This window comes from Sphingomonas sp. (genome assembly GCF_041661825.1).
GTDB lineage: Bacteria > Pseudomonadota > Alphaproteobacteria > Sphingomonadales > Sphingomonadaceae > Sphingomonas.
In genome coordinates this window covers 97,654-121,800 of record NZ_JBAZTU010000008.1, presented here as the reverse complement: position 1 = coordinate 121,800, position 24,147 = coordinate 97,654, and the positions used below count along the sequence as shown (strand labels likewise).

The 24,147-nt window shown below is 65.6% G+C and carries 19 protein-coding genes; 10 read left to right on the top strand and 9 right to left on the bottom strand.

Annotation, left to right across the window (positions count from 1 at the left end; translation table 11 throughout):
• Nucleotides 1–60 precede the first annotated feature (60 nt).
• From WC729_RS29085 to WC729_RS29050, 8 genes are all read left to right on the top strand, one after another.
• Nucleotides 61–1,647 carry a tryptophan halogenase family protein gene (locus tag WC729_RS29085; protein WP_372858278.1) on the top strand — a complete coding sequence of 529 codons (1,587 nt, stop codon included), beginning with the start codon at nt 61–63 and terminating at the stop codon, nt 1,645–1,647.
• Nucleotides 1,595–2,374 (top strand): SapC family protein, encoded by a 780-nt coding sequence (locus WC729_RS29080; protein ID WP_372858276.1) that lies wholly within the window; start codon nt 1,595–1,597, stop codon nt 2,372–2,374. The genes WC729_RS29085 and WC729_RS29080 overlap by 53 nt, the downstream gene beginning before the upstream one ends.
• A complete protein-coding gene (locus WC729_RS29075) occupies nt 2,367–3,398 on the top strand; it encodes a cupin-like domain-containing protein (protein WP_372858275.1) in 1,032 nt (343 codons plus the stop codon). The genes WC729_RS29080 and WC729_RS29075 overlap by 8 nt, the downstream gene beginning before the upstream one ends.
• The gene (locus tag WC729_RS29070; protein WP_372858274.1) at nt 3,395–4,903 is read left to right on the top strand and encodes a tryptophan halogenase family protein; all 1,509 of its coding nucleotides are present in this window, start codon (nt 3,395–3,397) and stop codon (nt 4,901–4,903) included. Before WC729_RS29075 ends, WC729_RS29070 begins: the two co-directional genes overlap by 4 nt.
• A 3-nt stretch (nt 4,904–4,906) precedes the next feature.
• Complete coding sequence (locus tag WC729_RS29065) at nt 4,907–5,959, top strand: LacI family DNA-binding transcriptional regulator (RefSeq protein ID WP_372858271.1); 1,053 nt, start codon at nt 4,907–4,909, stop codon at nt 5,957–5,959.
• 28 nt (nt 5,960–5,987) lie between these two features.
• Nucleotides 5,988–7,067 (top strand): LacI family DNA-binding transcriptional regulator, encoded by a 1,080-nt coding sequence (locus WC729_RS29060; RefSeq protein WP_372858270.1) that lies wholly within the window; start codon nt 5,988–5,990, stop codon nt 7,065–7,067.
• Between the two features lie 112 nt (nt 7,068–7,179).
• Nucleotides 7,180–8,763 (top strand): DUF5597 domain-containing protein, encoded by a 1,584-nt coding sequence (locus tag WC729_RS29055; protein ID WP_372858269.1) that lies wholly within the window; start codon nt 7,180–7,182, stop codon nt 8,761–8,763.
• 10 nt (nt 8,764–8,773) lie between these two features.
• Entirely contained in the window at nt 8,774–11,824 is a 3,051-nt protein-coding gene (locus WC729_RS29050) for a TIM-barrel domain-containing protein (protein WP_372858268.1), read from the top strand.
• Nucleotides 11,825–12,169: 345 nt separating this feature from the next.
• Here the strand turns inward: WC729_RS29050 and WC729_RS29045 are convergent, their stop codons facing one another.
• The 4 genes from WC729_RS29045 to WC729_RS29030 form a co-directional block, all read right to left on the bottom strand.
• Nucleotides 12,170–12,637: a hypothetical protein gene (locus WC729_RS29045; RefSeq protein WP_372858267.1), complete on the bottom strand. Its 468-nt coding sequence runs from the start codon at nt 12,635–12,637 to the stop codon at nt 12,170–12,172.
• Nucleotides 12,638–12,659: 22 nt separating this feature from the next.
• The gene (locus WC729_RS29040; protein WP_372858266.1) at nt 12,660–13,280 is read right to left on the bottom strand and encodes a hypothetical protein; all 621 of its coding nucleotides are present in this window, start codon (nt 13,278–13,280) and stop codon (nt 12,660–12,662) included.
• Nucleotides 13,277–14,257, bottom strand: a complete 981-nt coding sequence (locus tag WC729_RS29035; RefSeq protein WP_372858265.1) for a TIGR04255 family protein — start codon at nt 14,255–14,257, stop codon at nt 13,277–13,279. Before WC729_RS29035 ends, WC729_RS29040 begins: the two co-directional genes overlap by 4 nt.
• 108 nt (nt 14,258–14,365) lie before the next feature.
• On the bottom strand, nt 14,366–14,659 hold the full coding sequence (locus WC729_RS29030) for a 4-fold beta flower protein (protein ID WP_372858264.1): 294 nt from the start codon (nt 14,657–14,659) through the stop codon (nt 14,366–14,368).
• Between the two features lie 710 nt (nt 14,660–15,369).
• Here WC729_RS29030 and WC729_RS29025 point away from each other — a divergent pair.
• Together WC729_RS29025 and WC729_RS29020 are read left to right on the top strand one after the other, a co-directional pair.
• Nucleotides 15,370–15,807, top strand: a complete 438-nt coding sequence (locus WC729_RS29025; RefSeq protein WP_372858262.1) for a hypothetical protein — start codon at nt 15,370–15,372, stop codon at nt 15,805–15,807.
• A gap of 260 nt (nt 15,808–16,067) precedes the next feature.
• Nucleotides 16,068–16,700 (top strand): hypothetical protein, encoded by a 633-nt coding sequence (locus WC729_RS29020; RefSeq protein WP_372858261.1) that lies wholly within the window; start codon nt 16,068–16,070, stop codon nt 16,698–16,700.
• Between the two features lie 358 nt (nt 16,701–17,058).
• On the opposite strand, the gene WC729_RS29015 is transcribed toward WC729_RS29020, so the two are convergent.
• From WC729_RS29015 to WC729_RS28995, 5 genes are all read right to left on the bottom strand, one after another.
• Nucleotides 17,059–18,681, bottom strand: coding sequence for an alpha-L-fucosidase (locus WC729_RS29015; RefSeq protein ID WP_372858294.1), 1,623 nt, complete (start codon nt 18,679–18,681; stop codon nt 17,059–17,061).
• A gap of 14 nt (nt 18,682–18,695) precedes the next feature.
• A complete protein-coding gene (locus WC729_RS29010; RefSeq protein WP_372858260.1) occupies nt 18,696–20,957 on the bottom strand; it encodes a hypothetical protein in 2,262 nt (753 codons plus the stop codon).
• Nucleotides 20,954–22,252 carry an L-fuconate dehydratase gene (locus tag WC729_RS29005; protein ID WP_372858259.1) on the bottom strand — a complete coding sequence of 433 codons (1,299 nt, stop codon included), beginning with the start codon at nt 22,250–22,252 and terminating at the stop codon, nt 20,954–20,956. The genes WC729_RS29010 and WC729_RS29005 overlap by 4 nt, the downstream gene beginning before the upstream one ends.
• 348 nt (nt 22,253–22,600) lie before the next feature.
• On the bottom strand, nt 22,601–23,467 hold the full coding sequence (locus tag WC729_RS29000; RefSeq protein ID WP_372858258.1) for an IclR family transcriptional regulator: 867 nt from the start codon (nt 23,465–23,467) through the stop codon (nt 22,601–22,603).
• 10 nt (nt 23,468–23,477) lie between these two features.
• Nucleotides 23,478–24,146, bottom strand: coding sequence for a hypothetical protein (locus WC729_RS28995; RefSeq protein ID WP_372858256.1), 669 nt, complete (start codon nt 24,144–24,146; stop codon nt 23,478–23,480).
• Nucleotide 24,147 lies beyond the last annotated feature (1 nt).

Sequence of the window (24,147 nt, the reverse complement as noted above, 5' to 3'; positions counted from 1 at the left end):
AAGCCACCCTCCAACGAGGGTGGCTTTTCCTCTCCTGGCGCGGCAAGTTGCCGATCGTGGATGAAGGCGCGTAGCGAGGTGGACAAGGCAGTCTCCAGGGTCGTGATCGTCGGCGGCGGCACCGCCGGCTGGCTCGCGGCTTGCCTCATCGCCGCTCGCGCCAATCCGGCAGCCCCGGCGCCTATTACGGTAACGCTGATTGAATCGCCCGATATCCCCACCATCGGCGTCGGCGAAGGCACCTGGCCGACGATGCGGCGGACGCTCGAGCGGATCGGCATCAGCGAAACCGAATTCCTGGTCGCGTGCGACGCCTCGTTCAAACAGGGGTCGCGCTTCGTCGGCTGGCGCACCGGCGTCGATGGCGACGACTATCTCCACCCGTTCGTCGCACCGATCGACGGCGATCCACGCGACGTGGTGGCGGCGTGGCGCGATTCCGCTCCCGACCGCCGCTTCGCCGATACGGTCACGCCCCAGGCGCGTCCGTGCGCGCTCGACCTCGCGCCGCGCCAGCGCGCGATGCCGGATTATGCCGGCGCGCTGAACTATGCCTACCACCTCGACGCCACCAAGCTGGCGGCGCTGCTCAGCCGGCACGCGACCGAGCGGCTTGGCGTGCACCATGTCCGCGACCATGTCGTCACGGTCGAGCGGAGCGAAGGCGGCGACATTGCGGCAGTCCGCACCCGGGCGTCGGGCGATGTCGCGGGCGACCTGTTCATCGATTGCACCGGCCATGCTGCCCTGCTGATCGGCGGGCAATATGGCGTCGATTTCCTCGATCGCAGCCATGAGCTGTTCAACGACCGCGCGCTCGCGGTGCAGGTGCCGGTCGCGCCCGACAGCGCGATCGCGTCGCTGACCAATGCCACCGCGCACGGCGCCGGCTGGATCTGGGATATCGGCCTGCCGACCCGGCGCGGCATCGGCTGCGTCTATTCGTCGCAGCATGCGAGCGACGAGGAGGCCGAGGCCATCCTCGCCGCCTATCTGCGCCAGTCCCTGCCGGGAGCCGATGCCGATCGCCTGCCGTTCCGCCGCCTCACTTTCCGCTCGGGCCATCGCGAGCGCTTCTGGGAGCGCAACTGCCTCGCGATCGGACTGTCGGCGGGCTTCCTCGAACCGCTCGAGGCATCGGCGATCGTGCTGGCCGAGTTGTCGCTGGAGGCGCTGCTCGACAATTTCCCGGCGACCCGCGGCGTGATGGATATCCACGCGCGCCGCTTCAATGAGGTGTTCCGTTATCGCTGGGACCGGATCGTCGAATTCCTCAAGCTCCATTATGTGCTGAGCGAACGCAACGAGCCCTATTGGCGCGACCATCGCGATCCGGCGTCGATCCCGCCGCGGCTGGCCGATCTGCTGCGCCTCTGGCGCGACCAGCCGCCCTCGCGTGCCGACCTGCCGGCGGCGGAGGAGATATTTCCGGCGGCAAGCTATCAATATGTGCTCTACGGCATGGGCTTCCCCGCGCCGTCCGCCGGCACGATCCTGGGCGCGCCTGGCGACGGCGTGGCCCGCCAGCTAAGCCAGGTCGACCAGCGGGCGCGCGTGCTCGCCGCCAGCCTGCCGACCAATCGCGCCTATCTCGATGCGTTGCGTGCGCATCACGGCGCGGTCCCCTCCATGGAAAATATGCGCTGATATGCCCGAACACGCGCTTCTCACTATCGAAGACCATCGCGCGCTCCGCGTGAGCACTGAACGCGGTATCGGCCTGGGCGACGCAGTGATGTGCGCCATTGCGGTGCCGAGCGAGTTCCGCCGCGTGCAGGACGAATATCCGATCCTGTTCCGCCTCAATGCCGAGCGCGACCGCTTCACCGCGCTGGCCATGTTCGGGTTCGAAACGGGAGAGAATCTGTTCCTCGACGACGGCAAATGGGATGCGCGCTACCTGCCGCTGGCGATCGACATCCAGCCCTTCCTGATCGGCGGGTCGCCGTCGGAAAGCGGCGACAAGCAGGTGCATATCGACCTTGCCAGCCCGCGCATCGACGGGAATGGGGCCGGGGACGGCGTGCGGCTGTTCGACGAGGACGGGCGGCCGACGCCCTATCTGGAATCGATCACGGACAAATTGGGCGAACTCGACCTGGGCTATCGCGAGTCCGAGGCCTTTTTCGCCGCGCTCGATCGCTACAAGCTGCTTGAGCCGCTGACCCTGGAGATCAAGCTCGACGACGGATCGACCAACCGCCTGGTCGGCTTCCACGGGATCGACGAGGATCGGCTGCGCGAACTCGACGCCGCGACCCTGGGCAAGCTCCACGCCGACGACCATCTGATGCCGATCTTCATGGCGCTTGCCTCGCTCGGCCGGCTGCGCGAGCTGATTGCGCGCAAGAACCGCCGGATCGGACATGGCTGAAGCCGATCCAACGATCTTCAAGGCGCTCGCGCTGGTGCCCGAAGTCACGATCACCGACGCGGCGGCGCTCGACGCGCTGCTGCGCGAAACAGATCGTCCTTTTGTGGTGCGCGGGCTGGTCGCCGACTGGCCGCTGGTGCAGGCGGGCAGGCGCTCGAACCAGGAGGCCCGCAGCTATCTGCTGGAGCGGCACCGCGACGTTCCCTTCGCGGTATCGGTGGGGTCGCCGGCATCGGGCGGACGGCTGTTCTACAACGACGCCATGGGCATGAACTTCCACATGCTGCGCGCCAAACTGCCCGAGATCTTCGCGAAGATCGACGCGAACGAAGGCCGGGCGGACGCGCCGCCCATCTATCTCGCCTCGATCGACATGCACGAATATTTCGACGGCCTGCACGAAGCCAACCATGTCGACCTCGGCGACCGCACCAGCCTCGCCAGCATCTGGATGGGCACGCGCACGCGGATCGCCGCGCATAACGACGTGCCCAACAATCTCGCCTGCGTCGCGGTCGGCCGCCGCCGCTTCACGCTCTTCCCGCGCGAGCAGTTCCGCAACCTCTATCTTGGCCCGATCGACAACACGCCGGCCGGCCGCGCGATCAGCATGGTCGATTTCCACGCGCCCGATTTCGAAGCGCACCCGCGCTTCCGCGAGGCGCTGGCCCATGCCCAGACCGTCGAGCTCGAGGCAGGCGACGCGCTCTATATCCCGGCGCTCTGGTGGCACCATGTCGAGGGGCTCGAGCCGTTCAACATCCTGGTCAATTACTGGTGGCGCGAAACCCCGCGCTGGCTCGGCCAGCCGCAGGACGCGCTCAACCATGCGCTGCTCTCGATCCGCGAGCTGCCCGACGACCAGAAGGCCTATTGGCGCGACCTGTTCGACTATTATGTCTTCGGCAACGCCGACGACGTGACCGCGCATATCCCCGAGGAAGGCCGCAGCATCCTCGCCCCCCTGACCCCCGAAAGCGCCGGCCGAATCCGCGCGTTCCTGCTGAGGCAATTGAGCCTATGACTGACGGCCTTCCGAACCCACGACGCATCGTCATCGCCGGTGGCGGCACGGCCGGATGGATGGCCGCGGCGGCGATTGCGCGGACGATGGGCCGGACGGTCGAGGTGACCCTGGTCGAATCCGACGCGATCGGCACGATCGGCGTGGGCGAATCCACCATCCCTCCGCTCGTCACCTATAACCGGCTGCTCGGCATCAACGAGGCCGATTTCATGCGCGCCACCCAGGCGACCTTCAAGCTGGGCATATTGTTCGACGACTGGAAGACTATCGGCGACCGCTATTTCCACAGCTTCGGCCTGACCGGCAAGGATCACTGGTCGGCCGGCTTCCAGCATTTCTGGCTCTACGCCCGCAGCAAGGGCTATGAGCAATCCTATGACGATTATTGCCTCGAGCTGATCGCCGCGCTGCAGGGCAAGTTCGCACATCTCCCGGACGACGGGATGAACTACGCCTATCAGCTCGATTCCACGCTCTACGCCAAGTTCCTGCGCACCATGGCCGAGGGCGACGGCACGAAGCGCATCGAGGGCAAGATCGCCCAGGTCGATCTCGACGGCGAGAGCGGCGACATCGCCGCGCTGGTGCTCGAATCGGGCACGCGCATCGAGGGCGACCTGTTCCTCGATTGCACCGGCTTTCGCGCGGTGCTGATCGAGCAGGCGCTGCACGCCGGCTTCGACGACTGGACTCATTACCTGCCGTGCGACAGCGCCATCGCGCTTCAGACCGAGAATGTCCGCCCGCCCGTCCCCTATACCCGCGCCATGGCGCACGATGCCGGCTGGCAATGGCGCATCCCGCTGCAGCATCGCAGCGGCAACGGCCTGGTCTATTGCAGCCGCTATCTGTCGCGCGACGCCGCGCTCGAACGGCTGCTCGGCAATGTCGAGGGCGAGGTCCTGACCGAACCCAATATGCTCCGCTTCACCACCGGCTCGCGGCGGCGCCAATGGTATCGCAACTGCATCGCGATCGGCCTGTCCGGCGGTTTCATGGAGCCGCTCGAATCCACCAGCATCCACCTGATCCAGCGCGCCGTGCTGCGGCTGATCCGGATGATGCCGCTGGGCGAGATCAGCGCGCGCGACGTGGCCGAGTTCAACGACCAGCAGGACGAGGATGCGCGCCAGATCCGCGACTTCCTGATCCTCCACTACAAGGCGACCGAACGCCGCGACAGCCCGTTCTGGCGGCAATGCGCGGCAATGCCGATCCCCGACACGCTCGCCCAGAAGATCGAGCTGTTCCGCGAAACCGGCCGCGTCTTTCGCAAGAACGAGGAGCTGTTCGCCGAAAACAGCTGGGTCCAGGTGATGATGGGCCAGGGCATCACGCCCCGTTCCTATCACCCGATCGCCGAGAAGCTGCCCGATGCGGAGCTCGACAAGCTGCTCGGCACGATCCGCGACAACGTCACCCGCACCGTCGCCTCGCTGCCCGAGCACGGCGCCTATGTCGCCCGCTATTGCGGCGCGTCGACCCCAGCCGCGCGGGCCTGAGGCATGGCAAGGCGACGGCAGGCCGTCACGATCAAGCATGTCGCCGCCGATGCCGGCGTGTCGCTCCAGACGGTCAGCCGCGTGATCAACAAGGAGCCGAACGTCCGGCCCGAAATGACGCTCCGGGTCCAGGCGTCGATCGACAAGCTCGGCTATGTGCCCTCGATTGCCGCGCAGCGCATGAGCGGCTCACGCTCCTATCTCATCCTCGCGCTCAACGACCGCGAGCGCACCATCGCCGACTGGCGCAAGCGCGAGGGCGCCGACTGGATCGACCAGATGCTGCTCGGCGGCATGCTGACCTGCGCCGAGCATGGCTATCGCATGATCGTCGAGCTGGTCGACACGCATAGCGACCATATCGAGCGCGAGCTGCTCGGCGCGATCGCCGCACTCCAGCCCGACGGCGTGATCCTCACCCCGCCGCATTCGCAGAACCCGCTCATCACCGAGCTGCTCGAAGCACAGAAGATCAGCTTCGCCCGCATCGGCTCGCTCACCGAAGGGCCAGGCTTCGCGCTCACGATGGACGACGAGCATGCCGCGCGCATGGCGACCGAGCATCTCATCGGGCTCGGTCATCGCCGGATCGGCCTCATTGCGGGCTCCCCCGAATATGAACTCAGCACCTGGCGCGTCCTGGGCTGGCGCGCGGCGATGGCGGAGGCGGGCCTGGAAACGGACCTGCTCGCCGAGGGCGATTTCAGCTACGCCTCGGGCCGAAGGGCCGCGACCGAGCTGTTCGACCGCGCCGCGCCGCCGACCGCGATCATCGCCAGCAACGACCAGATGGCGCTGGCCACGCTCGAGACCGGTCGGGAGCGCGGCATCGACGTGCCGCGCGACCTGTCGCTGATCAGCTTCGACGACACGCCGATCGTCCGCTTCACGCACCCGCCATTGACAGCGGTGGTACAGCCGATCGCCGGCGTGGTCGCCCGGGCGGTCGAGCTGATCATCGCCGATCGTTCCGGCCGCACCGTGCCCGACGCGCCGGTCGTGGTGCCGGCAACGCTCGAACTGCGCAGCTCGACCGCGCCGCCCCGGAAGGGCTGAGCGACGGCATGACCCGGGAGGCTGATAGATGAAGCAGCAACGGTCCCGACGGCAGCGCAACGCCGCCACCATCAAGGATGTCGCGCGCAAGGCCGGGGTATCGCCGATGACGGTGTCGCGCGTGCTCAACGGCGGCGACAATGTGCATTGGTCGACCCGCGAGCTGGTCGACGCCGCGATCAAGGCGCTCAGCTACACCCCCAACCCCGCGGCGCGCAGCCTGTCCGGCGCGGCGCCGGTGCGGATCGGCCTGCTCTACAGCAACCCCAGCGCCGCCTATCTCAGCGAATTCCTGGTCGGCAGCCTCGATTATGCCAGCCGCGCCAATGTCCAGATCATCGTCGAGAAATGCGACGGCCTCGAACAGGCCAGGGAAGCCGCCACCCGGCTGCTGAGCGGCGGCATCGAGGGCATCGTGCTGCCCCCGCCCCTGTGCGATTCCCAGCCATTGCTCGAGATATTGCGCCAGGCGGACGGCCTGGCGGTCACTGTCGCCAGCGGCGATCCCGCGCCGGGTTTCTCCGCCGTCAGCATCGACGATCACCGCGCCGCGTTCGAGATGACGCGCCACATCGCCGCGCTCGGCCATCAGCGCATCGGTTTCATCATCGGCAACCCCGACCAGACCGCAAGCGAACGTCGCCTCGCCGGCTACCGCGATGCGCTGGAAGCGGTCGGCCTGGCTTGTGATGAGACCCTCGTCGTCCAGGGCCTCTTCACCTACCGCTCCGGCCTCGACGCCGCCGAGCAACTCCTCGGCACCGCCAGCCCGCCCACCGCGATCTTCGCCAGCAACGACGACATGGCCGCCGCCACCGTCGCCGTCGCGCACCGCCACGGGCTCGACGTGCCCAACGATCTTGCGGTGTGCGGCTTCGACGACACCGCGCTCGCCACCACCATCTGGCCCGAGCTGACCACGATCCACCAGCCGATCACTGACATGGCGCTCGCCGCGGTCGAGCTGCTGGTCAAGGAAATCCACAGCCGCCGCGACGGCCACCGCGAGCCGCCGCGCCACCTCCAGCTCGACTTCACCCTGGTCCGCCGCCAGTCCGACGCCGCACCGCGCAGGCGCCCGCACGCGAAAGCGCTACGCTCCGCCTGACCCGCCAACGATTTTCATTGGCAAAGTACGTTTTCACTGAGATAGTACGCCCAGCCGGAATCGGACAATGGAGAGGGGGAAAATGGCGCTCAAGGGCCTCTTATGCTGGGCAATGGCTTCGGTTGCGCTCGCCAGCACCGCGCTCGCCGCCCCCGGCCCGCTGCCCCGCATCGAAAGCCGCGACGGCCGCCACGCGCTGATCGTCGACGGCAGCCCGTTCCTGATGCTCGGTGCGCAGGTCAACAACAGCAGCGCCTGGCCCGCCATGCTGCCCAAAATCTGGCCGGTGATCGACCAGCTCCACGCCAACACGGTCGAGGTGCCGATCGCCTGGGAACAGATCGAGCCGCTAGAGGGGAAGTTCGACTTCTCCTTCCTCGACACCCTGCTCGACGAAGCGCGCGAGCATAAGGTCCGCCTCGTGCTGCTCTGGTTCGGCACCTGGAAAAACACCGGCCCCAATTACGCCCCGTCCTGGGTCAAGCTCGACAACAAGCGCTTCCCCCGCATGATCGACGGCAAGGGCGCAACGCATTACGCGCTCACCCCGCACGGCGCGACCACCCTCGAAGCGGACAAAAAGGCCTTCGTCGCGCTGATGCGCCACCTGAAGGACAAGGATCAGGCCAACACCGTCATCATGGTGCAGGTCGAGAACGAACCCGGCAGCTATGGCAGCGCCCGCGATCATTCGCCCGAGGCCAACCGCCTGTTCGCCGGCCCCGTCCCCGCCGCTCTGGTGAAACAGACCGGCAAGAAACCCGGCAGCTGGTCCCAGCTCTACGGCCGCGACGCCGAGTTGTTCTTCCACAGCTGGTACGTCGCCAGTTACATCGATGCGATCGCCGCCGCCGGCAAGGCAGTGAAGCCGCTCCCCATGTATTCGAATGCCGCGCTCACCAGCAATCCGTTCGTCTGGCAGGACCCGAACACCTTCGCCTCGGGCGGCCCCTCGCATCCGGTGATCGACGTCTACAAGGCCGCCGCCCCGCATCTCGATGTGGTCGGCCCCGACATCTACAATCCCGATCACGCGCAGTATCTCGGCTATCTCGATCGCTATGCCCGGCCGGACAATCCGCTGTTCGTGCCAGAGACCGGCAATGCCCGTCCCTATGCCCGCTATTTCTTCCCCGCGATCGGCCGCGGCGCGATCGGCTGGGCGCCGTTCGGCATGGACGCCACGAAATATTCCAACTTCCCGCTCGGCGCCAAGGCACTCGATCCGGAAACGATCGAAGCCTTTGCCCGCAATTACCGCCTGTTCCGCCCGCTCGAACGCGTCTGGGCGAAGCTCGCCTATGAAGGCCAGGTCTGGGGCGCCGCCGAGCCGACCGATCCGGCCGCGAAGCACGCGCAATCGCTCGATCTCGGCGTCCACAAGGCGACCATCAGCTTCGGCATCCCGCAATTCGGCACGCCCGCCCCGACCGGCAACGAGACTCCCTCGGGCGGCGTCGCCATCGCGCGGCTGGGCCCGTCCGAATATCTCGTCACCGGCTTCCATGCCCGCGTGGACTTCGCCCTGACCGACCCCGGCAAGCGCCACCTGATGCTCGAACGCGTCGAGGAAGGCCATTATGTCGATGGCGCCTGGGTGTTCGATCGCCTGTGGAACGGCGACCAGACCGATTACGGCCTCAACTTCACCGCGGAGCCGCAACTGCTCCGCGTGAAGCTTGCGACCTGGCAATAGGAGAGACGACGTGAGTCAGAATCGCACGAGCAAGAATCGCGACTTCTTCCCCTCTCCTCTCAGGAGAGGGGCAAGCTGCGCAGCGGCGCGGGGTGAGGTTGAGTACGAGACGCTCGTGCCCGTCACCCTCACCCTTCCCACCGCTTCGCGGCGGGCCCCTTCCCTCTCCCGGTGGGAGAGGGAGAGAAGCAGTTTCACTCGCCCCAAAGGCCCCGCCCTCTTCGCCGCAGCAATCCTGCTCGCCACCACCTCCACCACCGCGCTCGCCGCCGATGTCCAGCGCGTCGATCACGGCGTGGTCGTCACCCCGGACAGCGGCCCGGCGAAGCGTGTCCGCGTGCTCGTCTATGGCGAGGACAGCTTCCGCGTCACCGCCGTCCCCGGCACGTCGCTCGACCTGCCCGACAGCCTGATGGTCACCGCGAAACCGCACGGCGATCTCGCCATCACCGAAGCCAACGGCCTCGTCACCCTAAAGACCGCCAAAGCCACCGCCGAAATCCGCCTCAGCGACGGCCACATCGCCTTCCGCGACGCCACCGGCAAGCTCACCCTGGACGAAGCCGCCCGCGGCGCGTTCAACCCCGTCACGCTCGACGGCAAGCCCTGGCTCGCCACGCAGCAACAGTTCAACCGCGGCACCGACGAAGGTTTCTACGGCCTCGGCCAGCACCAGAACCGCCAGATGAATTACAATGGCGAGGACGTCGAGCTCGCCCAGCACAATATGGACATCGCCGTCCCGTTCCTCGTCTCCACCCGCAATTACGGGCTGCTGTGGGACAACAATTCGATCACCCGCTTCGGCAACCCCACGCCCTATGCCTTTGTCGGCACGAAGCTGAAGGTGACGAGCGGCGGCACCCCCGGCTGGAAGGCTGAATATTATCTCGGCACCAAACTCGCGGTGACTCAGCAGGAGCCGGTGATCAATTACGAGTACATCCGCGACCAGGACAAATGGCCCGCCGCCGCCAAGGCGCAGACCGTCGCCTCAGCCGACAGCGGCCAGAACACTGCGGGCAAGACCGTGCAGACCCAGCATGTGGTGTGGACCGGCGCCGTCACCCCGGATTCAACCGGCGAGCATAAATTCCGGCTCTATTCCTCCAGCTATGTGAAGGTCTTTGCCGACGGCAAGCTGGTGCTGGAGCGCTGGCGCCAGAACTGGAACCCCTGGTTCCACAATTTCACTTTGCCCATGGTCAAGGGCAAGCCGGTCGACATCCGCATCGAATGGGAACCCAACGCGGGCTACATCGCCTTCTACCACAACGATCCCCTGCCCGCCCCCGATCGCCACTCGCTGTGGATGTCGTCGGATGTCGGCAAGGCGACCGACTATTATTATGTCGGCGGCACCAGCATGGACACTGTCGTCGCCGGCTACCGCACCCTCACCGGCAAGGCGGCGATGCTGCCCAAATGGGCGTACGGCTTCTGGCAGAGCCGCCAGCGCTACGAGACGCAGGAGCAATTGCTCGGCGTCGTGCGCGAATATCGCAAGCGCCGCATCCCGCTCGACAACATCGTGCAGGACTGGTTCTACTGGCCCGAGGACCAATGGGGCAGCCACGAGTTCGACAAGAAGCGCTTCCCCGACCCCAAGGCCATGGTCGACGAGGTGCATGCGCTCGACGCCAATGTGATGATCTCGGTCTGGCCGAAATTCTACCCGAACACGGCGAACGCGAAGGAGCTCGACGCCAAGGGCTTCCTCTACCACGGCAATCTCGACGCGAAGCGCAAGGACTGGGTCGGCCCCGGCTATCTCAACACCGATTACGACCCCTATGCGGCCGAAGCGCGGACAATCTATTTCCGCCAGGTCCGCGAACGGCTGGTGACGCTCGGCTTCGACGCCTGGTGGCTCGATGCGACCGAGCCCGACATCCACTCCAACCTGTCGATCGAGGAACGCATCGACGCGATGGGCCCGACCGCCAGGGGCCCCGGCGCCGCCCTGTTCAACAGCTTCCCGCTGGTCCACGCCCAGGGCGTGGCGGATGGCCTGCGCGAGGCGCGGCCGGACGTGCGCCCCTTCATCCTCACCCGCTCGGGGTTCGGCGGGCTGCAGCGCACCAGCTCGGCGGTATGGTCGGGCGACATCGCCGCGCGATGGGACGATCTGCGCGACCAGATCTCGGCCGGCGTCAACGCGTCGATGTCGGGCCTGCCCAACTGGACGCACGATATCGGCGGCTTCGCGGTGGAGGATCGCTACACCAACCAGCTGCCCGAGGCCCGGGCCGAATGGCGCGAGCTCAATTTGCGCTGGTTCCAGTTCGGCGCGTTCAGCCCGCTGTTCCGCAGCCATGGCGAGACGCCGAAGCGCGAGATCTACGAGATCTCCGCCGACGACCCGGCAATGCAGCGCTCGATGATCTGGTACGATCAGCTCCGCTACCGGCTGATGCCCTATATCTACACGCTCGGCGCCGACACGAACCTGAAAGACGGCTCGATCATGCGCGGCCTGGTGATGGATTTCGCCGCCGACAAGAAAACGTGGAGCATCGACGACGAATATCTGTTCGGCCCCAGCCTGCTCGTCGCCCCCGTCACCCAGTTCAAGGCCCGCACCCGCCAGGTCTATCTGCCCGCCGGCGCCAACTGGTACGACTTCAACACCGGCGCATATCACCCGGGCGGCCGCAATATCACCGCGGCGGCCCCATACGAGCGCATGCCCCTCTTCGTCCGCGCCGGCAGCATCCTGCCCACCGGCCCAGAAGTGCAGAGCACCAAGGACCAGCCCGACGGCCCGCTCGTCCTCCATGTCTTCACCGGCGCCGATGCCAGCTTCTCGCTCTACGAGGACGACGGGGTGAGCCCGGCCTATCTCCAGGGCAAGTACGCCCGCGTGCCGATCACCTGGAACCAGGCGACGCGCACGCTGACCATCGGCGCGCGCGAGGGCGGGTATGCGGGCATGCCGGCGAAGCGCGCGGTGTCGGTGCGGTTCTACGGGCCGGGCAAGGCGGTGGCGCCGGACTTTGCGGAGAATGGGGCTACGGGCGTGGTGTATGAGGGGAAGGCGGTTACTGTTCGGGAGCGGTGATTTTATAACCCCTTCCCGGCGAAGGCCGGGGTCCAGTTGGGGAAGCTCGCGAGTACCGGGGCCTGCCGGAGACGGCGCGTAGGCTATGTCTGCAGCGGATCGCCTTGCCGATCGATCGCGCGCGATCGTCGCCGCATGGTGACGCGACGGGCGCTGACCTGTCAGGCTGTCGATCGCAGCTATGCCCGGGTCGTCGCCCGTTGCCGGTTCGCCGATAGCCGAGGCCTGTCGTGCGCAATTATTGACACCGGCGCCGCAGTGCGTTGGGATCGCCATTAGAGGAGCTATTGGATGCCATCGTGTCCGAGCGGTTAAGGCGCGGAGCTATGGCCGCAGGGGGTTACTTCAGCCGCCCTTTTTGACCTTCACTGGTATAGGCGGTGTCGAAATCGCTGGTGGCGCCATCTTCGCGACGAGCACATGCTCGGTGAACACGTCGCGGGCCAAGGCCTCCAACAAAGCATAATCTTCATCGGAGAATTTTCTAATTTCTACGTGCCCGGTGTTCGTACCGTCCGGCGCATGAACCAAGCGGATTTGCTTTTTGTGCTCTTTCGCGACCGCGCGCGTCGCCCCGGCATTCCCGATTGCGAATGCCGCCTTGGGAGCCAGCTTCTTCTTATCGAGGCTATCACGGAAACACGCAGCCGCTGCGTCATATGTGGTGCCTTGCTTGGGTCCGTAGTGCTCGACCCATGTCACGGACATCCCGCCCTTATCGTCGTCCCGCAATTCGAAAGCTGTTAGCGAAATGCCTTGAAACTGATCGGTGTCAGGATCTCTAATCTGACGACCATATGGCACGTAGCGCATGAGATGGTCGGCATCCGCAACCTTAACCGTTGCCAATGTTAAACCATTTTTCCGGTGCGTACGGTCGCAAATTCAGCAGGAGGCGCTCGGAAACCGTCGTACCGCCCGTTCTCTCTGGTTTACCGTTTACGACGTGACTCATCATCCACATCACCTCGGTCTCATCGCGAAATTCGACGCTGAGCCGGGCGCCGTCAACCTCCCACACAGCAAGCAAATAGCCAGATGGGCTGAGCGCCATCGATGGCCTCGAGCAGCCCCCGATCATCAGCATGAAGCGAATGAAGCCTTTGTACGACCCCAACCTCAAGGGAGTGTCGTCACCAAACCACTCGTCAGCATCATGTAGCCGGTCCAGCTGCGTGAAATAGCGATTACGCGACGTCCGATCGAGGTGCATCGCCACCCTCGATGTCCAGACCTTCGCCTCGGCGAGCGCGTCAAATAAACGCTCTTCAAGCGTTTTCTTTGGGCCTACCGCGGCAGACGCGATACCCGCCTGCTCAGTGGCGCGATTGCTGAAAAACCGGCTTTGCGTCGAGGCCGTATCGACCAGATCGAGCGCGGAAGAGCCCCTAAGAAGGGCGCTCGACGGTTTGCGGCGATCAGAATCGATCACGAACGTGGACTCAGTGCCGATCATTTATGAAACATCCCGCGAGCTCGATCGGTGATACATAGCTCGAAAATGTTATTTTTCAATTCGCGCATCGCGTGGAGGTCGGCCCACAGATCGTCCATTTTCACAGGCAAGTTCTGCTGCTTTATGACGTCGATGTCGAGAATAAACGCGCCCGTGCCGGGAACTTCCGGCGCGACGATGTAAGATTGCAAGACAGCTAGAAGATCCGATTCCGGAAACAGTTTTTCTACGCGCCACTGGTAGTTCTCGATTGTTGGCCACGGGACCTCGACGTTGATCGTCAAGTAATCCTCATATCTGGTGACCTCGCCATCGCTGCTAGGAATATCGAGCCGATTGACGTAGCGCACCCCCAAGCGCTCAATCTTTCGGAGTCCCACCGTCTCATGATGAGCTTCGAAGTCCGCCTGCACGCGCGCAAAAAACGTGTCCCAGCCTTCATAGGGTGCGAGCCTCTGCCAAGCCAAGCCTTGCGTTCTTAGTACTAGGCGGTCCGCTTGGTCGAGACTGGCAAGCTGTACGAGGCTCTTCGAGTCAGAGAAATCCGCTTGGGCGGCTTGAAAATTAACGTGCACATTGACCTCTTTCTGATCAAGGGCCGTCTCATAATTTCGAGCGAGACGCTTCCGCAGCTTACGTTGATTGCCAGCGGATAGCTCTTCGGCGAAGCGTATCTCGATGATCGCGTCCGTGATCGGTGGTGCGGTATATTCGCGCCGACCTTCCATGCCTAATCCAACGCCTCCCATACCTTTGTCTCCACTCGCTATCGTGCCGCTTCGCACATTACCAGCGGACAATGTGGAGCGCGTCCTGGAGCGGCCCGACGGGGTTGCGCCGTCCTCGCATCCCCTGGCCGAAGGCTCGTCCACTGAACGGGCCGCAGCTGGGGTATGCGGCCCGTCGGCGAAGAGTTGAATCAAGCCGACGAACGACCGTAATCCGGCTTCGGAAACGGCCGCACCGGATGCCGACATCCGCGTGAGAACCGGGGCTTTAGGAACCGCAGATAACGAAACTCGCGCAGCTTATACTGCCTCGCAATTGTAAAGCAGTGCCTTCGCGCTCACGGTTATGACATGCGATTAAGCAAGCGCGTCCGAGTGTCCGATCTTTGGGATTTTTGCGATTTTGGGAATGGCAGGTATCTTAGGGATCGGTGGAATAGGCGGTATTTTCGGGATGCGAGGGATAGGTTCAATCTTCATTGAGTTACGAAGAATATAGGCTCCATCTGTCAATTCACCCATATACCTACCGTCGGATCTCCACGCAGTCCCGCCCTCCAGCCATCCGACGTAGCTACCTGCTGCATCGAAGATTCGGTCATTGTGAATGAAGCCACGATATTGACCGTCCCAAGAATGAAGCGCGCTCATAGATCTTCTCCTGTGTTCGCACTCTGACCGAGGTAACGTATCAAGCGCAACCCCCTACGACATGCTGCGTTTCCGAATTACCGTGACAGAATTACGGAAATATCGCTGACAGTGCATTTTATTAGGCAAATGACGGCCCGATTCTCTCGAAATAATTGCACTGCCACGGGCTACGGGATGCCATCAATCCAGCTCGTTACGGTGACACGTGCAACAACCCCTTTTCTCGCGCGGTCAGAAGCGCGTATTGTGGGGTTATTGCACCTATCCCCCATATTGCGCGCCGCCGAAAACCGGCGCGTTTCGCCTTCCCTTCCCGCCCACCCGCGCCGAGAACGCGCACATGGCGATAGGGCGAGCCAGGCTGGCGATGGCGCAGGGCGTGAGCGTCTGGGTGCTCGAAGCGCCCGGCGGTTTCGGCGATGCGCAACTGCAGCTCACCACGCGATCCAGATCACCATCCGCCTGTCCGTATTGCGGTGAGACGTGCAACAACCCCTTTTCTCATCGCCAGCGACTGTCATGACAGGATCCCCAGAGGATCGCCGATCAGCCACCCTGCCCACTGACCCCAGCGATGATCCGACAGATTCCATTCCCGCACGGCGCACCGGATGCTAAAGACGCCCTCGGGGGGTACAGGCATGATCAATGGCGTCAGTCGGTGGGCCGCAGTCCTGATTTGCTTCTTGTCGGTCACGCTACCGCCCGTGATCGCCATCGCCCTGTCCGCCGGGCCTTTTTCCAATCTCGTCTTCCCCGATATCCTGCGGGAGATTCATCCGTCGCCGGAGGCGGCGACTCAGTTGGGGAGCCTCGCCCAGCTCATGATCTCCATGTCGGTCGGGCTCGGCCTTGCCTCCGCTTGGTTCTACCGCCAGCCGCTGAAGCCGTCGCTCGGCCATAGCGCCGCGATCGTGCTGTGTGTCTCGATGGCGCTCGCCTTCGTGTCGATTTTCTCGGGGCTGCGCTTCATGTTCGATCTGGCGATGCAGTTGCGCGTCATCCAGTTCGATTTCGACCGGGTCGGCAACCGTCTCTACTGGCAGGGCTATGCGATGCTCGGGCAGGTTTCGATACTGTGCCTCGCCGCGGCGCTCCATTATCTGTGGCGTGACGGCCGCTTCGCGGGAGGGCGGGAGAAATGAGGCGCCCGCGTCTGTCATCCGGCCTCCTGATCGGCCTGACCTTGGCCTTCCCGGCGCAGGGTCAGGAGGCGGAGACGGTCAAGCCGCCGCCCGCGGAAACGAGCACCGCATCGCCGGCGCAACCTCTGCTGCCCGTCACGTCGAGAGCGAAACGCGGCCGGCTCCGTATCGAGGCCTTTGCCAGGGAGAAGACCGGCCTGGTGAGCCTGGCCGATTGCGGCCGGAAGGCCCCGAATGCCTGCCCTGCAACCGAGGCCGTGGTGGTCGACGGCATCGGCGAAGGAAGCTGCATCGGCAAGGCCGTTCCAACCCGCCGGTTCGTCGTCGGCGCAGGCGCGCCATTTCCGGGCGTGCCCGTGCGAATGAGGGTACGGAGCGAAGGGGCCGAACCGATCGATTATCCGGCCGTCGTCCGCCTTCCCGATGCCGCGCCCCGGCTCATATGCGTCGATCAGAACCCCCTGTTCGACGAAGCGCCGCTCGAAGTCGCGATCTCACCCTTCCTGTCGTCGACTGCATACGGGAAGCACCCGGGAGACATCATCGGCGCGCTCATGGGCATCGGGATGCTCGGCGCCCTGTTTACCAACAAGCGCGATACCGCGAAGCTTGGCGCCTTCGAACGCACACTCGACACGCCGGATTTTGCCGGCGGGATGGATCACGATCCGATCTTCGGCCAATCCACGACGAGCCTCGTCAAACTGTCGGTTGCGTCGCGCGGTGGTGCCGTCCCCATCTTCCGCGGCCGGGAGCGCGTCGGCACGACAAGCGACAGCTTCTACATCGCGGCCAATGCGCTGAGCGAGATCCTCGTCGGTCCATTGGGTCGCGGAAAACCGTTGAAGCGTTGTGAGAAAAGCGACCCGAAGGCCTATAGCTTCAGCTGTTGAGGCGCGCGTTGCCCGAAGCGCGACGCTCCTATTACCGGCAACTGTCGATTCAACTCTCGGCACATCCCGATACCGTCGCGCCCGCCAACACGAATCGCACCACGCGATTCCTGTTGGATCTTTCTCATCGTCGAAACCATCGCAAAGCGCGCGCGAACAGCGGTATTTCCGCTGCATTTCAGCCGTTTTTACCGCTGTTATGGGGTTAACAGGGAAAGTGGCACTCAACCCACTGATATCGCACCACGGATCCGCGTCGAAAATCCAACATAACAGCGGAAAAACGGGCCCAAAAAAAAGGTACCGCTGAAAACGGCGAAAAAGGCGCATCCTGTTGGAGAAACGCTCCGGCCGCGCGTCAAACCAGCCCCGCACCTTCCAGCGCCACGACCGGCACGACCTCCCCCGCCCCCGCGCGCGGCAGGGTCAGCTTCAGCCCCGAGCCATCCCGCTCGAACGCAACCGGCCCGCCGCCGACCAGGGTCGCCCGTTCGATCCTCGCGCCCGGCATCGCGCGCGACGCGAGCGAGGAGAGCATCACCGGGCCCTCGGGCCAGCGCAGCAGTGCGGCGAACAGCGTGCCGTTCTTCACCGTGAAGCGCACATCCTGCGCGGTGAACGCGCCGGCCTTGCCCTCGTTCATATGGCCCGCGCTGAGCTGGGTCGGCCCCTCGCCATAGATGCGCCAGGGCCGCGATCCGTAGATCGCCGCTTCGCCATTGCGCGCCATCCAGCGAGTGATGCCGGCGACGACCTTTTCTTCCTCGCTGTCGATCGTCCCATCGCCGCGCATGGGGATGGAGAGCAGGAGGTTGCCGTTCTTCGACACCACGTCGCACAACCGCTGGATCACCTGCTCGGCGGGCACGTAGGACTTGTTGTCGAAGCGGGCACGATTATAATGCCAGTCGCCGATGCAGGTGCAGGTCTGCCACGGCTCGGGGCGCAGCCGGTCGCTGAAGCCGCGCTCCACATCCTCCACCATCGCGCGACGCTGATAGGGGGTGAGCAATTTGCCCGTCGCGACCACGTCGATGTTGCCGTGCAGCCGCTGCGACTGAGCGTAATAATGCGCCAGCGCCTCGACCCCGGTCGATCCGAAGGGCAGGCCGGTATCGTCGAAATAGACCATGTCGGGCCGGTATTTCTCGACCAGCTCCTTCTGCCGGAGCAGCCAACTGTCGGCAAAGGCCGGCGGTGCGGGCGGCGATCCTTCCATCCAGCGCCCGTCATGCACCTCGTGCCAGGCATCCATCGCCGCGATCGATCGGATGCCGTCGGGCGGCACGAAGCTCGGGCCCACATAAAGCTCCTGCGGGTCGAGCCCGTCCCACCATTGGCCCTTGCCCTGGGCCTTGCGCAGTTTGAACGCGTCGTAACGCTGCCCGGCGCGCGGGCCGACCGCGTCGTACCCATAGGCCGTCTGCCACCAGTGCCAGGCATGCGAACTATGGTTGCTCACCCCGAAGCGCAGCCCCTCGCGGCGGACGATCTTCTCCCACGTCCCGATAATGTCGCGCTTCGGCCCGACCCGCAGCGTGTTCCAGGCATGGTGGCTGCTGTCGAAATTGTCGAGATTGTCGTGGTGGTTCGCCAGCGCCATGAAATATTTCGCGCCGGCTTTCTTGTAGAGCGCGACCAGCGCCTCGGGGTCCCAATGCGCCGCCTTCCAGCGGTTCTCGATCTCGATGAAGCCGGTGTCGGCCGGGTGGCCGTAATTCTTCAGGTGATGCTCGTAGAACGGGTTGCCCTGCACGTACATCAGCCGGCCGTACCAGTCGCCATATTCGGGCACGCACTGCGCGCTCCAATGTGCCCAGATGCCGAACTTGGCATCGGCGAACCATTGCGGCGTCTCGTACTCCCGGATGATCGAGGACCAGTTGGCCTCGACCTGCTTCGCCTGCGCGGTCGCGGCAAGCGAGGCTCCCGCCAGCCCGGCCGCGCCGGCGATGAAGCCGCGGCGATCGATCCTGTCCATCATGCCGTCTCCTCCTACTGCCCCACCGGATCCCCATACATCACGCCGCGCCCATCGGTCCCGACATAGACCCGGCCGAAGATACGCGGGTCGCCGCCGATCACCCGGAAACGCAGCCCCCATTGGTGCGCGTCGTCGTTGATCCGTGCCCAGCCCTTGCCGCCGTCGAGCGAGCGATAGACGCCGCGCAGCTTGCCCAGCGTGCCGATCGCATAGATCGTCGCGATCTTGCCGCCGGGCGCCGGCTTGCCCAGCCCGAACAGCTCGACCTTCAGCCGGCCGCTCGCCTGGTCGAACGATCGCCCGCCATCGTCGCTGTGCCACAGCGCCTCGCCGATATGGAACCACAGGTCGCCCGCGCCATAGGGGCTGGCGACCAGGCGATATTGCTGCTCGCGCCAATAGGTCTTGCCCGGCCAGAGCTCGGCGGGCAGCCCCTTGCCCGCCACGGCCACGAAGCTCCGCGCGCCGTCATTGCTGGCGAGCAGCCGGTTGGCATCGAAATCGACTGAATAGAAACGCTGCGCATCGACCTTGTCGGCGACCGGCCGCGCATGGAGGTGCAGCCCCTGTGCCAGCCCCCAGCTCCTGCCGCGGTCGCGCGTGACGAGCGGGACGGGCGTGCAGACGATGAAGGTCGCGCCGTCCGCCGAGACGATGATCGCGGCATCGCCGGTCAGGTCGTACCGCTGCCCGGGCTTGTCGTCGGCCGGGCGGATCGCGGGGGTACGAACCGGCTGCCAGCTCATCCCGCCATCGCCCGACCAGCCGAGCGTCGCGTCGCGCGGATGATCCGAATAGAGGCTACCGCTGCGCACCAGGATCGACGGCGCCTGCCCGGCATAATCGAGATTGTTGGTGTTGGAGAGATAGGGGTCAGTGAAGCTCGGCTGCGGCGATTTGCTGAGGTCCGCATGGACGAAGCCGGCCAGGTCGCCAAGGCCCGAGATGAGGTTCGCGCCGCCGGTCGGGCTCGCCAGGGTGATGATCGCGGTCTGCTCGATCCCCTCGGTCCAGGGCGCCCAGCGCAGCGCCCCCTCCGCACCGAAGCCCTTGGTCGCATAGAGTGTCGCCCCGGTCGTATAGGCGGCATGCGCGGCATCGAACGGGTCGATCGCCAGCCCGGCGATCCAATGGCCGAAATCGGCGCCCTTGCCTTCGTGCAGCAGGAACGGCGTCGCGCTGATGTCGCGCGTGCTGCGGTCGCGCAGGTTGCTCCAATGCGCGCCATCGTCGGTCGATCGCCAGACGGTGTCGCCCGGGTTCCAGCGATCGATGCTGCTCACCGCGATCGTGCCGGGCGCCGATTTGGCGATGCCGATCCCCATGAAACCGCCGCTGGTCCGGTCGGGCGGCGACACGTCGCTCCACCGCCCGGTCGCCCCGTCGCGCCGCCACAAGGCGCCATCGGTGATGCCGTTCGGGCCGATCGCGTCGTCATAGGTGACGAACAGGGTGCCGCGCGCATCGATCGCCGCCTTGGCCGGCAGCAACCGCGCCGCCGCGCCCTCGTCCGCCTGCCAGGTGACGCCGCCATCGGTCGAGCGGAACAGATGCTGCGCGCCGGGATCGGCCACCCCGGCATAGAGGATGCGCGATCCCCGTCCCGCTGTGCCCTGTCCCGCCACGCCGCTCGACGGATCGACCAGCACGAAGCTCACCCCGCCATGCGTACGCTTCGGCGCGGGGGCGCCAAGCCCCGGCATCGGAAAACCGGCGACCTTCGCCCAATGCCCGCCCGAATCGTCGCTGCGCCACAGCCCGTCATGGCGCGATCCGAAGAACAGGGTCGAGGTCCGGTTGGGGTCGATCGTCAGCCTCTCGCCCAGGCCCCGGCCATCCTCGTTGCCGCCCATCCGGAACAGCACCGGCACGATCGTCCAGTGCCACCCGCGATCGGCCGAGCGCAGGATCGCGGCCGGCGACCCGGCATCCATCCCTGCGGCGAGATAGACGATTGCCGGATCGACCGGATCGGGCGCGATGCTCTCGACGCCCATATAGCTGCTCTCCGTCATGCCGTCCTGCAGCGGCACCCAACGGGCGGCCGCCTCGTCCCAGCGATAGGCGCCGCCCATGTCGGTGCGCAGATAGGCAAGGCCCCGCTCGGCCGGACTGAACACAATGCCGGGCGCGAAGCCGCCGCCGCCGACCTTCACGTTGCGCCATTCGTACGCGGCAGCGCTGCCGTCCTGCTGCTGCGCCGTCGCGGTGCCGGACAACAGCCCGGCAACCAGCACGGCCAGCATCCGCCGGACGGCGCCAGCCCGGGTCATGCCGCGGAAGCGGTGCCGACCGGCCTGAACGCGAAGCCGGCCAGGGTCGCCGGCTTCATCTCGATCGAAAATCCCGGCGCGGTCGGCGGCATATACGCCGCGCCCTTCACCACGCAGGGCGTCACGAAATGCTCGTGAAGATGATCGACATATTCCGCCACCCGCCCTTCGGTGGTGCCGGAAAAGCAGAGATAGTCGATCATCGACAGATGCTGGACATATTCGCACAGCCCCACGCCGCCGGCATGCGGGCAGACCGCCAGGCCTTGCTTCGCCGCCATCAGCAGCACCGCGAGCACTTCGTTCACCCCGCCCAGCCGGCACGCGTCGATCTGCACCACGTCGATCGCGCCGCGGCTGATGAACTGTTTGAACATCACCCGGTTCTGGCACATCTCGCCGCTCGCCACCTCGATCGGCGCGATGGCCTCGCGGATGCGGCGGTGCCCCTCGATATCGTCCGGGCTGGTCGGCTCCTCGATGAACCAGGGGTCCGCAAAGGCCAGCGCGTTGACTTGCTCGATCGCCTCGTCGACGTCCCAGATCTGGTTGGCGTCGATCATCAGCTTGACGTCGGGGCCGATCACCTCGCGCGCGATCGTCACGCGGCGGCGATCGTCCTCGGGGTTGGCGCCGACCTTCAGCTTGATATGGCCGAAGCCGTCGCTCACCGCCTTGGCGCAGAGCCGTCGCAGCTTCTCGTCCGAATAGCCGAGCCACCCCGCCGAGGTGGTGTAGCAGGGGTAGCCCCGTGCCTTCAGCGTCTCCACCCGCGCCGCCTTGCCGGCCGACCGTTCCTCGAGCAGCGCTACCGCTTCCTCAGGCGTGATGAAGTCCGAGATATAGCGGAAGTCGATCAGCCCGACGATCTCGGCCGGGCTCATATCGCTTATCAACTGCCACAACGGCTTGCCCGATTGTTTGGCGAGCAGGTCCCACACCGCATTGACGATCGCGCCGGTCGCGAGATGGATCACGCCCTTTTCCGGCCCGATCCAGCGCAACTGGCTGTCGCTCGTCACATGCCGCCAGAAGCGCGCGCCATCCTCGCGGATCCAGTCGAGGTCGAGCCCGACCACGAGCGGCGCCAGCGCCTTGATCGCCGCGCAGCAAATCTCGTTGCCGCGCCCGATGGTGAAGGTCAGCCCATGCCCCGCCAGCCCCGGCTCGTCGGTGTCGAGGATGCAGTAAGCGGCCGAATAATCGGGGTCGGGATTCATCGCGTCCGACCCGTCGAGCATCAGCGCGGTGGGAAAGCGCAGGTCGACGATCCGCACGCCGGTAATGGTTGTCATGCGCGGGCCCGATACGCGGGACGGCGGTCACTACAGCACCTCACTCGACCCCTCCCCGGCACTGCGTACCCGCCCCTGTCCAACCCGCCATTTCGTTCGCGGGTGATGAGCATTTTCATAGGTGGGAATAGCTGGGAGCGCAAGCGCGCAGTGGCGAGAGCGGCGTTTTGGGATGTGGGAATGCGTCGATTGGAGAGGGCCGACACCCCCACCCGTCATGCCGGACCTATTCCGGCATCACCGTGCCGCCCCACGCCGCGGAATGTGCGGCACGGTGGACCCCGGAACAGGTCCGGGGTGACGATAGTGGATGTGGCTAGCGTCAGCGCCGGCCAGACCGGCCCAAAATCAGATCCGGCTATCACCCTCGACCAGCTGATCCGAAATCCGGTCGGCGGCCGCCCGCACAAACGCCCCGGCATCGGCCCTTGGCAAATGCGGCCCGAGCTTCTTCAGGAACGGCACGGTCAGCGCCGCCGCGGCCACCCCGCCGCGCATCACCGGCGCGGAAATGTCGGTCACGCCCGCGACGAACTTGCTCGGCGTCAGCTCGACGCGCCGCTTGCGCACTTCATCGGCATGCGCGCGAAAGCTCGCCAGCTCCTCGGCGCCCAGCGGCGGACTCAGCAGCTTCTCCCAGCGCCGGCGCACGTCCTCGGGTTGGAAGGCATAGAGCACCGCGCCCGACGCCGCCTGGTGCAGTGGCCGCCGGTATCCGACGCGCACCGAGAAGCCGAGCTGCTCGCTCGACTCCATCCGCGCCACCACCACCATCTCGCCCAGGGTATGCACCGCGAGGTGGCACGACTGGCCGAGATCGAGCGACAGCTGGCGCATCACCGGCAGCGCGAGCTCGACCAGACTGTACATCCGCGGCTGCTGCATCCCCAGCGAGAAGAGCCGGTCCGTCAGCAGATACCCCTCGGCCGCGGTATCCTGCTCGATATAGCCGCGAAACTCGAGCACCTGGACCATGCGGAACAGCTCGCCATGCGAGCGCCCCAGCTCGTTGACGATCGCGGTCAGGGTCATCGGTCCGCGCGCCGTCGCCAGCAGCTCGAGGATGTCGAGCCCCTTCTCCAGCGCGGGCGCCTTGTAGCGGCGGTCGTCGTCGTCGATGTTCGTCTCGTCTGATGACACGCCGCGCCTCACTGCTCGATCGGGGGATACGATCAGATAGGACCGTCGATGGTCGGGCGGCAACCGTTTCGTCATGCGGGGTCGCTCAGCGCTTCGGCACCGCGACATCGAAGCGGTGGGTCTCGCCGGCGAAGGCGATGCTGACGATCAGCGATACGATCTTGCCCCGCTTCAGCCTGGTCGTGACAACCTGCCCGCCATCCGCCGCGCCCGGCTTCAGGGTCATCGGCTTGAGCAGCACCGCGTCGAGCGCCGCGACCGCCGCTGCGGTCTTCGGGTCGGTCCGTCGTTGCGACCGGTCCATCGTGCTTTGCGGCACGCCGCCATAGGTCGTGCCCGAACCGCCGGTGAAGCCCGACACATCGGTCTGCCCATTGGGTGTGACCAGCATCGCGGCACCGGCATGGCTCTGGCTGGTATCCTCAGTTACGGTGCCCGGTGCCACCCCGCCCTGCTCGTCCAGCAGCGCGTTGCGCGGCACCAGCGGCACCGCCACACCGTCGCGCGACGCGACCGAGACGCTGGCTGGCCCGAACTCGACCGGCGCCTTGCCGCGGTTCAGCACGACGATGCGCAGCACCAGCCGCCCGTTCGCCAGCGCGGGATCGGCCACCACATGCACTTCGCCGATCGCCTGCTTCGATACGAGCCCGGCGGTCGCGTCCCCGGTCACCACCGCGGGGGCGGCGTCCTGCGCCATCACCGGCGCGGCGCACCCCAGCGCCACGGCGATCGCCCATCCAGCCTGTCTCATG

Coding starts and splice junctions, on each gene's coding strand:
- WC729_RS29040 (WP_372858266.1), bottom strand. CDS start 13,280: ATGATCGGCACTGAGTCCACGTTCGTGATCGATTCTGATCGCCGCAAA.
- WC729_RS29045 (WP_372858267.1), bottom strand. CDS start 12,637: ATGCGCTACGTGCCATATGGTCGTCAGATTAGAGATCCTGACACCGAT.
- WC729_RS29010 (WP_372858260.1), bottom strand. CDS start 20,957: ATGACCCGGGCTGGCGCCGTCCGGCGGATGCTGGCCGTGCTGGTTGCC.
- WC729_RS29065 (WP_372858271.1), top strand. CDS start 4,907: ATGGCAAGGCGACGGCAGGCCGTCACGATCAAGCATGTCGCCGCCGAT.
- WC729_RS29015 (WP_372858294.1), bottom strand. CDS start 18,681: ATGGACAGGATCGATCGCCGCGGCTTCATCGCCGGCGCGGCCGGGCTG.
- WC729_RS29070 (WP_372858274.1), top strand. CDS start 3,395: ATGACTGACGGCCTTCCGAACCCACGACGCATCGTCATCGCCGGTGGC.
- WC729_RS29075 (WP_372858275.1), top strand. CDS start 2,367: ATGGCTGAAGCCGATCCAACGATCTTCAAGGCGCTCGCGCTGGTGCCC.
- WC729_RS29055 (WP_372858269.1), top strand. CDS start 7,180: ATGGCTTCGGTTGCGCTCGCCAGCACCGCGCTCGCCGCCCCCGGCCCG.
- WC729_RS28995 (WP_372858256.1), bottom strand. CDS start 24,146: ATGAGACAGGCTGGATGGGCGATCGCCGTGGCGCTGGGGTGCGCCGCG.
- WC729_RS29060 (WP_372858270.1), top strand. CDS start 5,988: ATGAAGCAGCAACGGTCCCGACGGCAGCGCAACGCCGCCACCATCAAG.
- WC729_RS29080 (WP_372858276.1), top strand. CDS start 1,595: ATGCGTTGCGTGCGCATCACGGCGCGGTCCCCTCCATGGAAAATATGC.
- WC729_RS29000 (WP_372858258.1), bottom strand. CDS start 23,467: ATGACGAAACGGTTGCCGCCCGACCATCGACGGTCCTATCTGATCGTA.
- WC729_RS29030 (WP_372858264.1), bottom strand. CDS start 14,659: ATGAGCGCGCTTCATTCTTGGGACGGTCAATATCGTGGCTTCATTCAC.
- WC729_RS29035 (WP_372858265.1), bottom strand. CDS start 14,257: ATGTCGGCATCCGGTGCGGCCGTTTCCGAAGCCGGATTACGGTCGTTC.
- WC729_RS29005 (WP_372858259.1), bottom strand. CDS start 22,252: ATGACAACCATTACCGGCGTGCGGATCGTCGACCTGCGCTTTCCCACC.
- WC729_RS29085 (WP_372858278.1), top strand. CDS start 61: ATGAAGGCGCGTAGCGAGGTGGACAAGGCAGTCTCCAGGGTCGTGATC.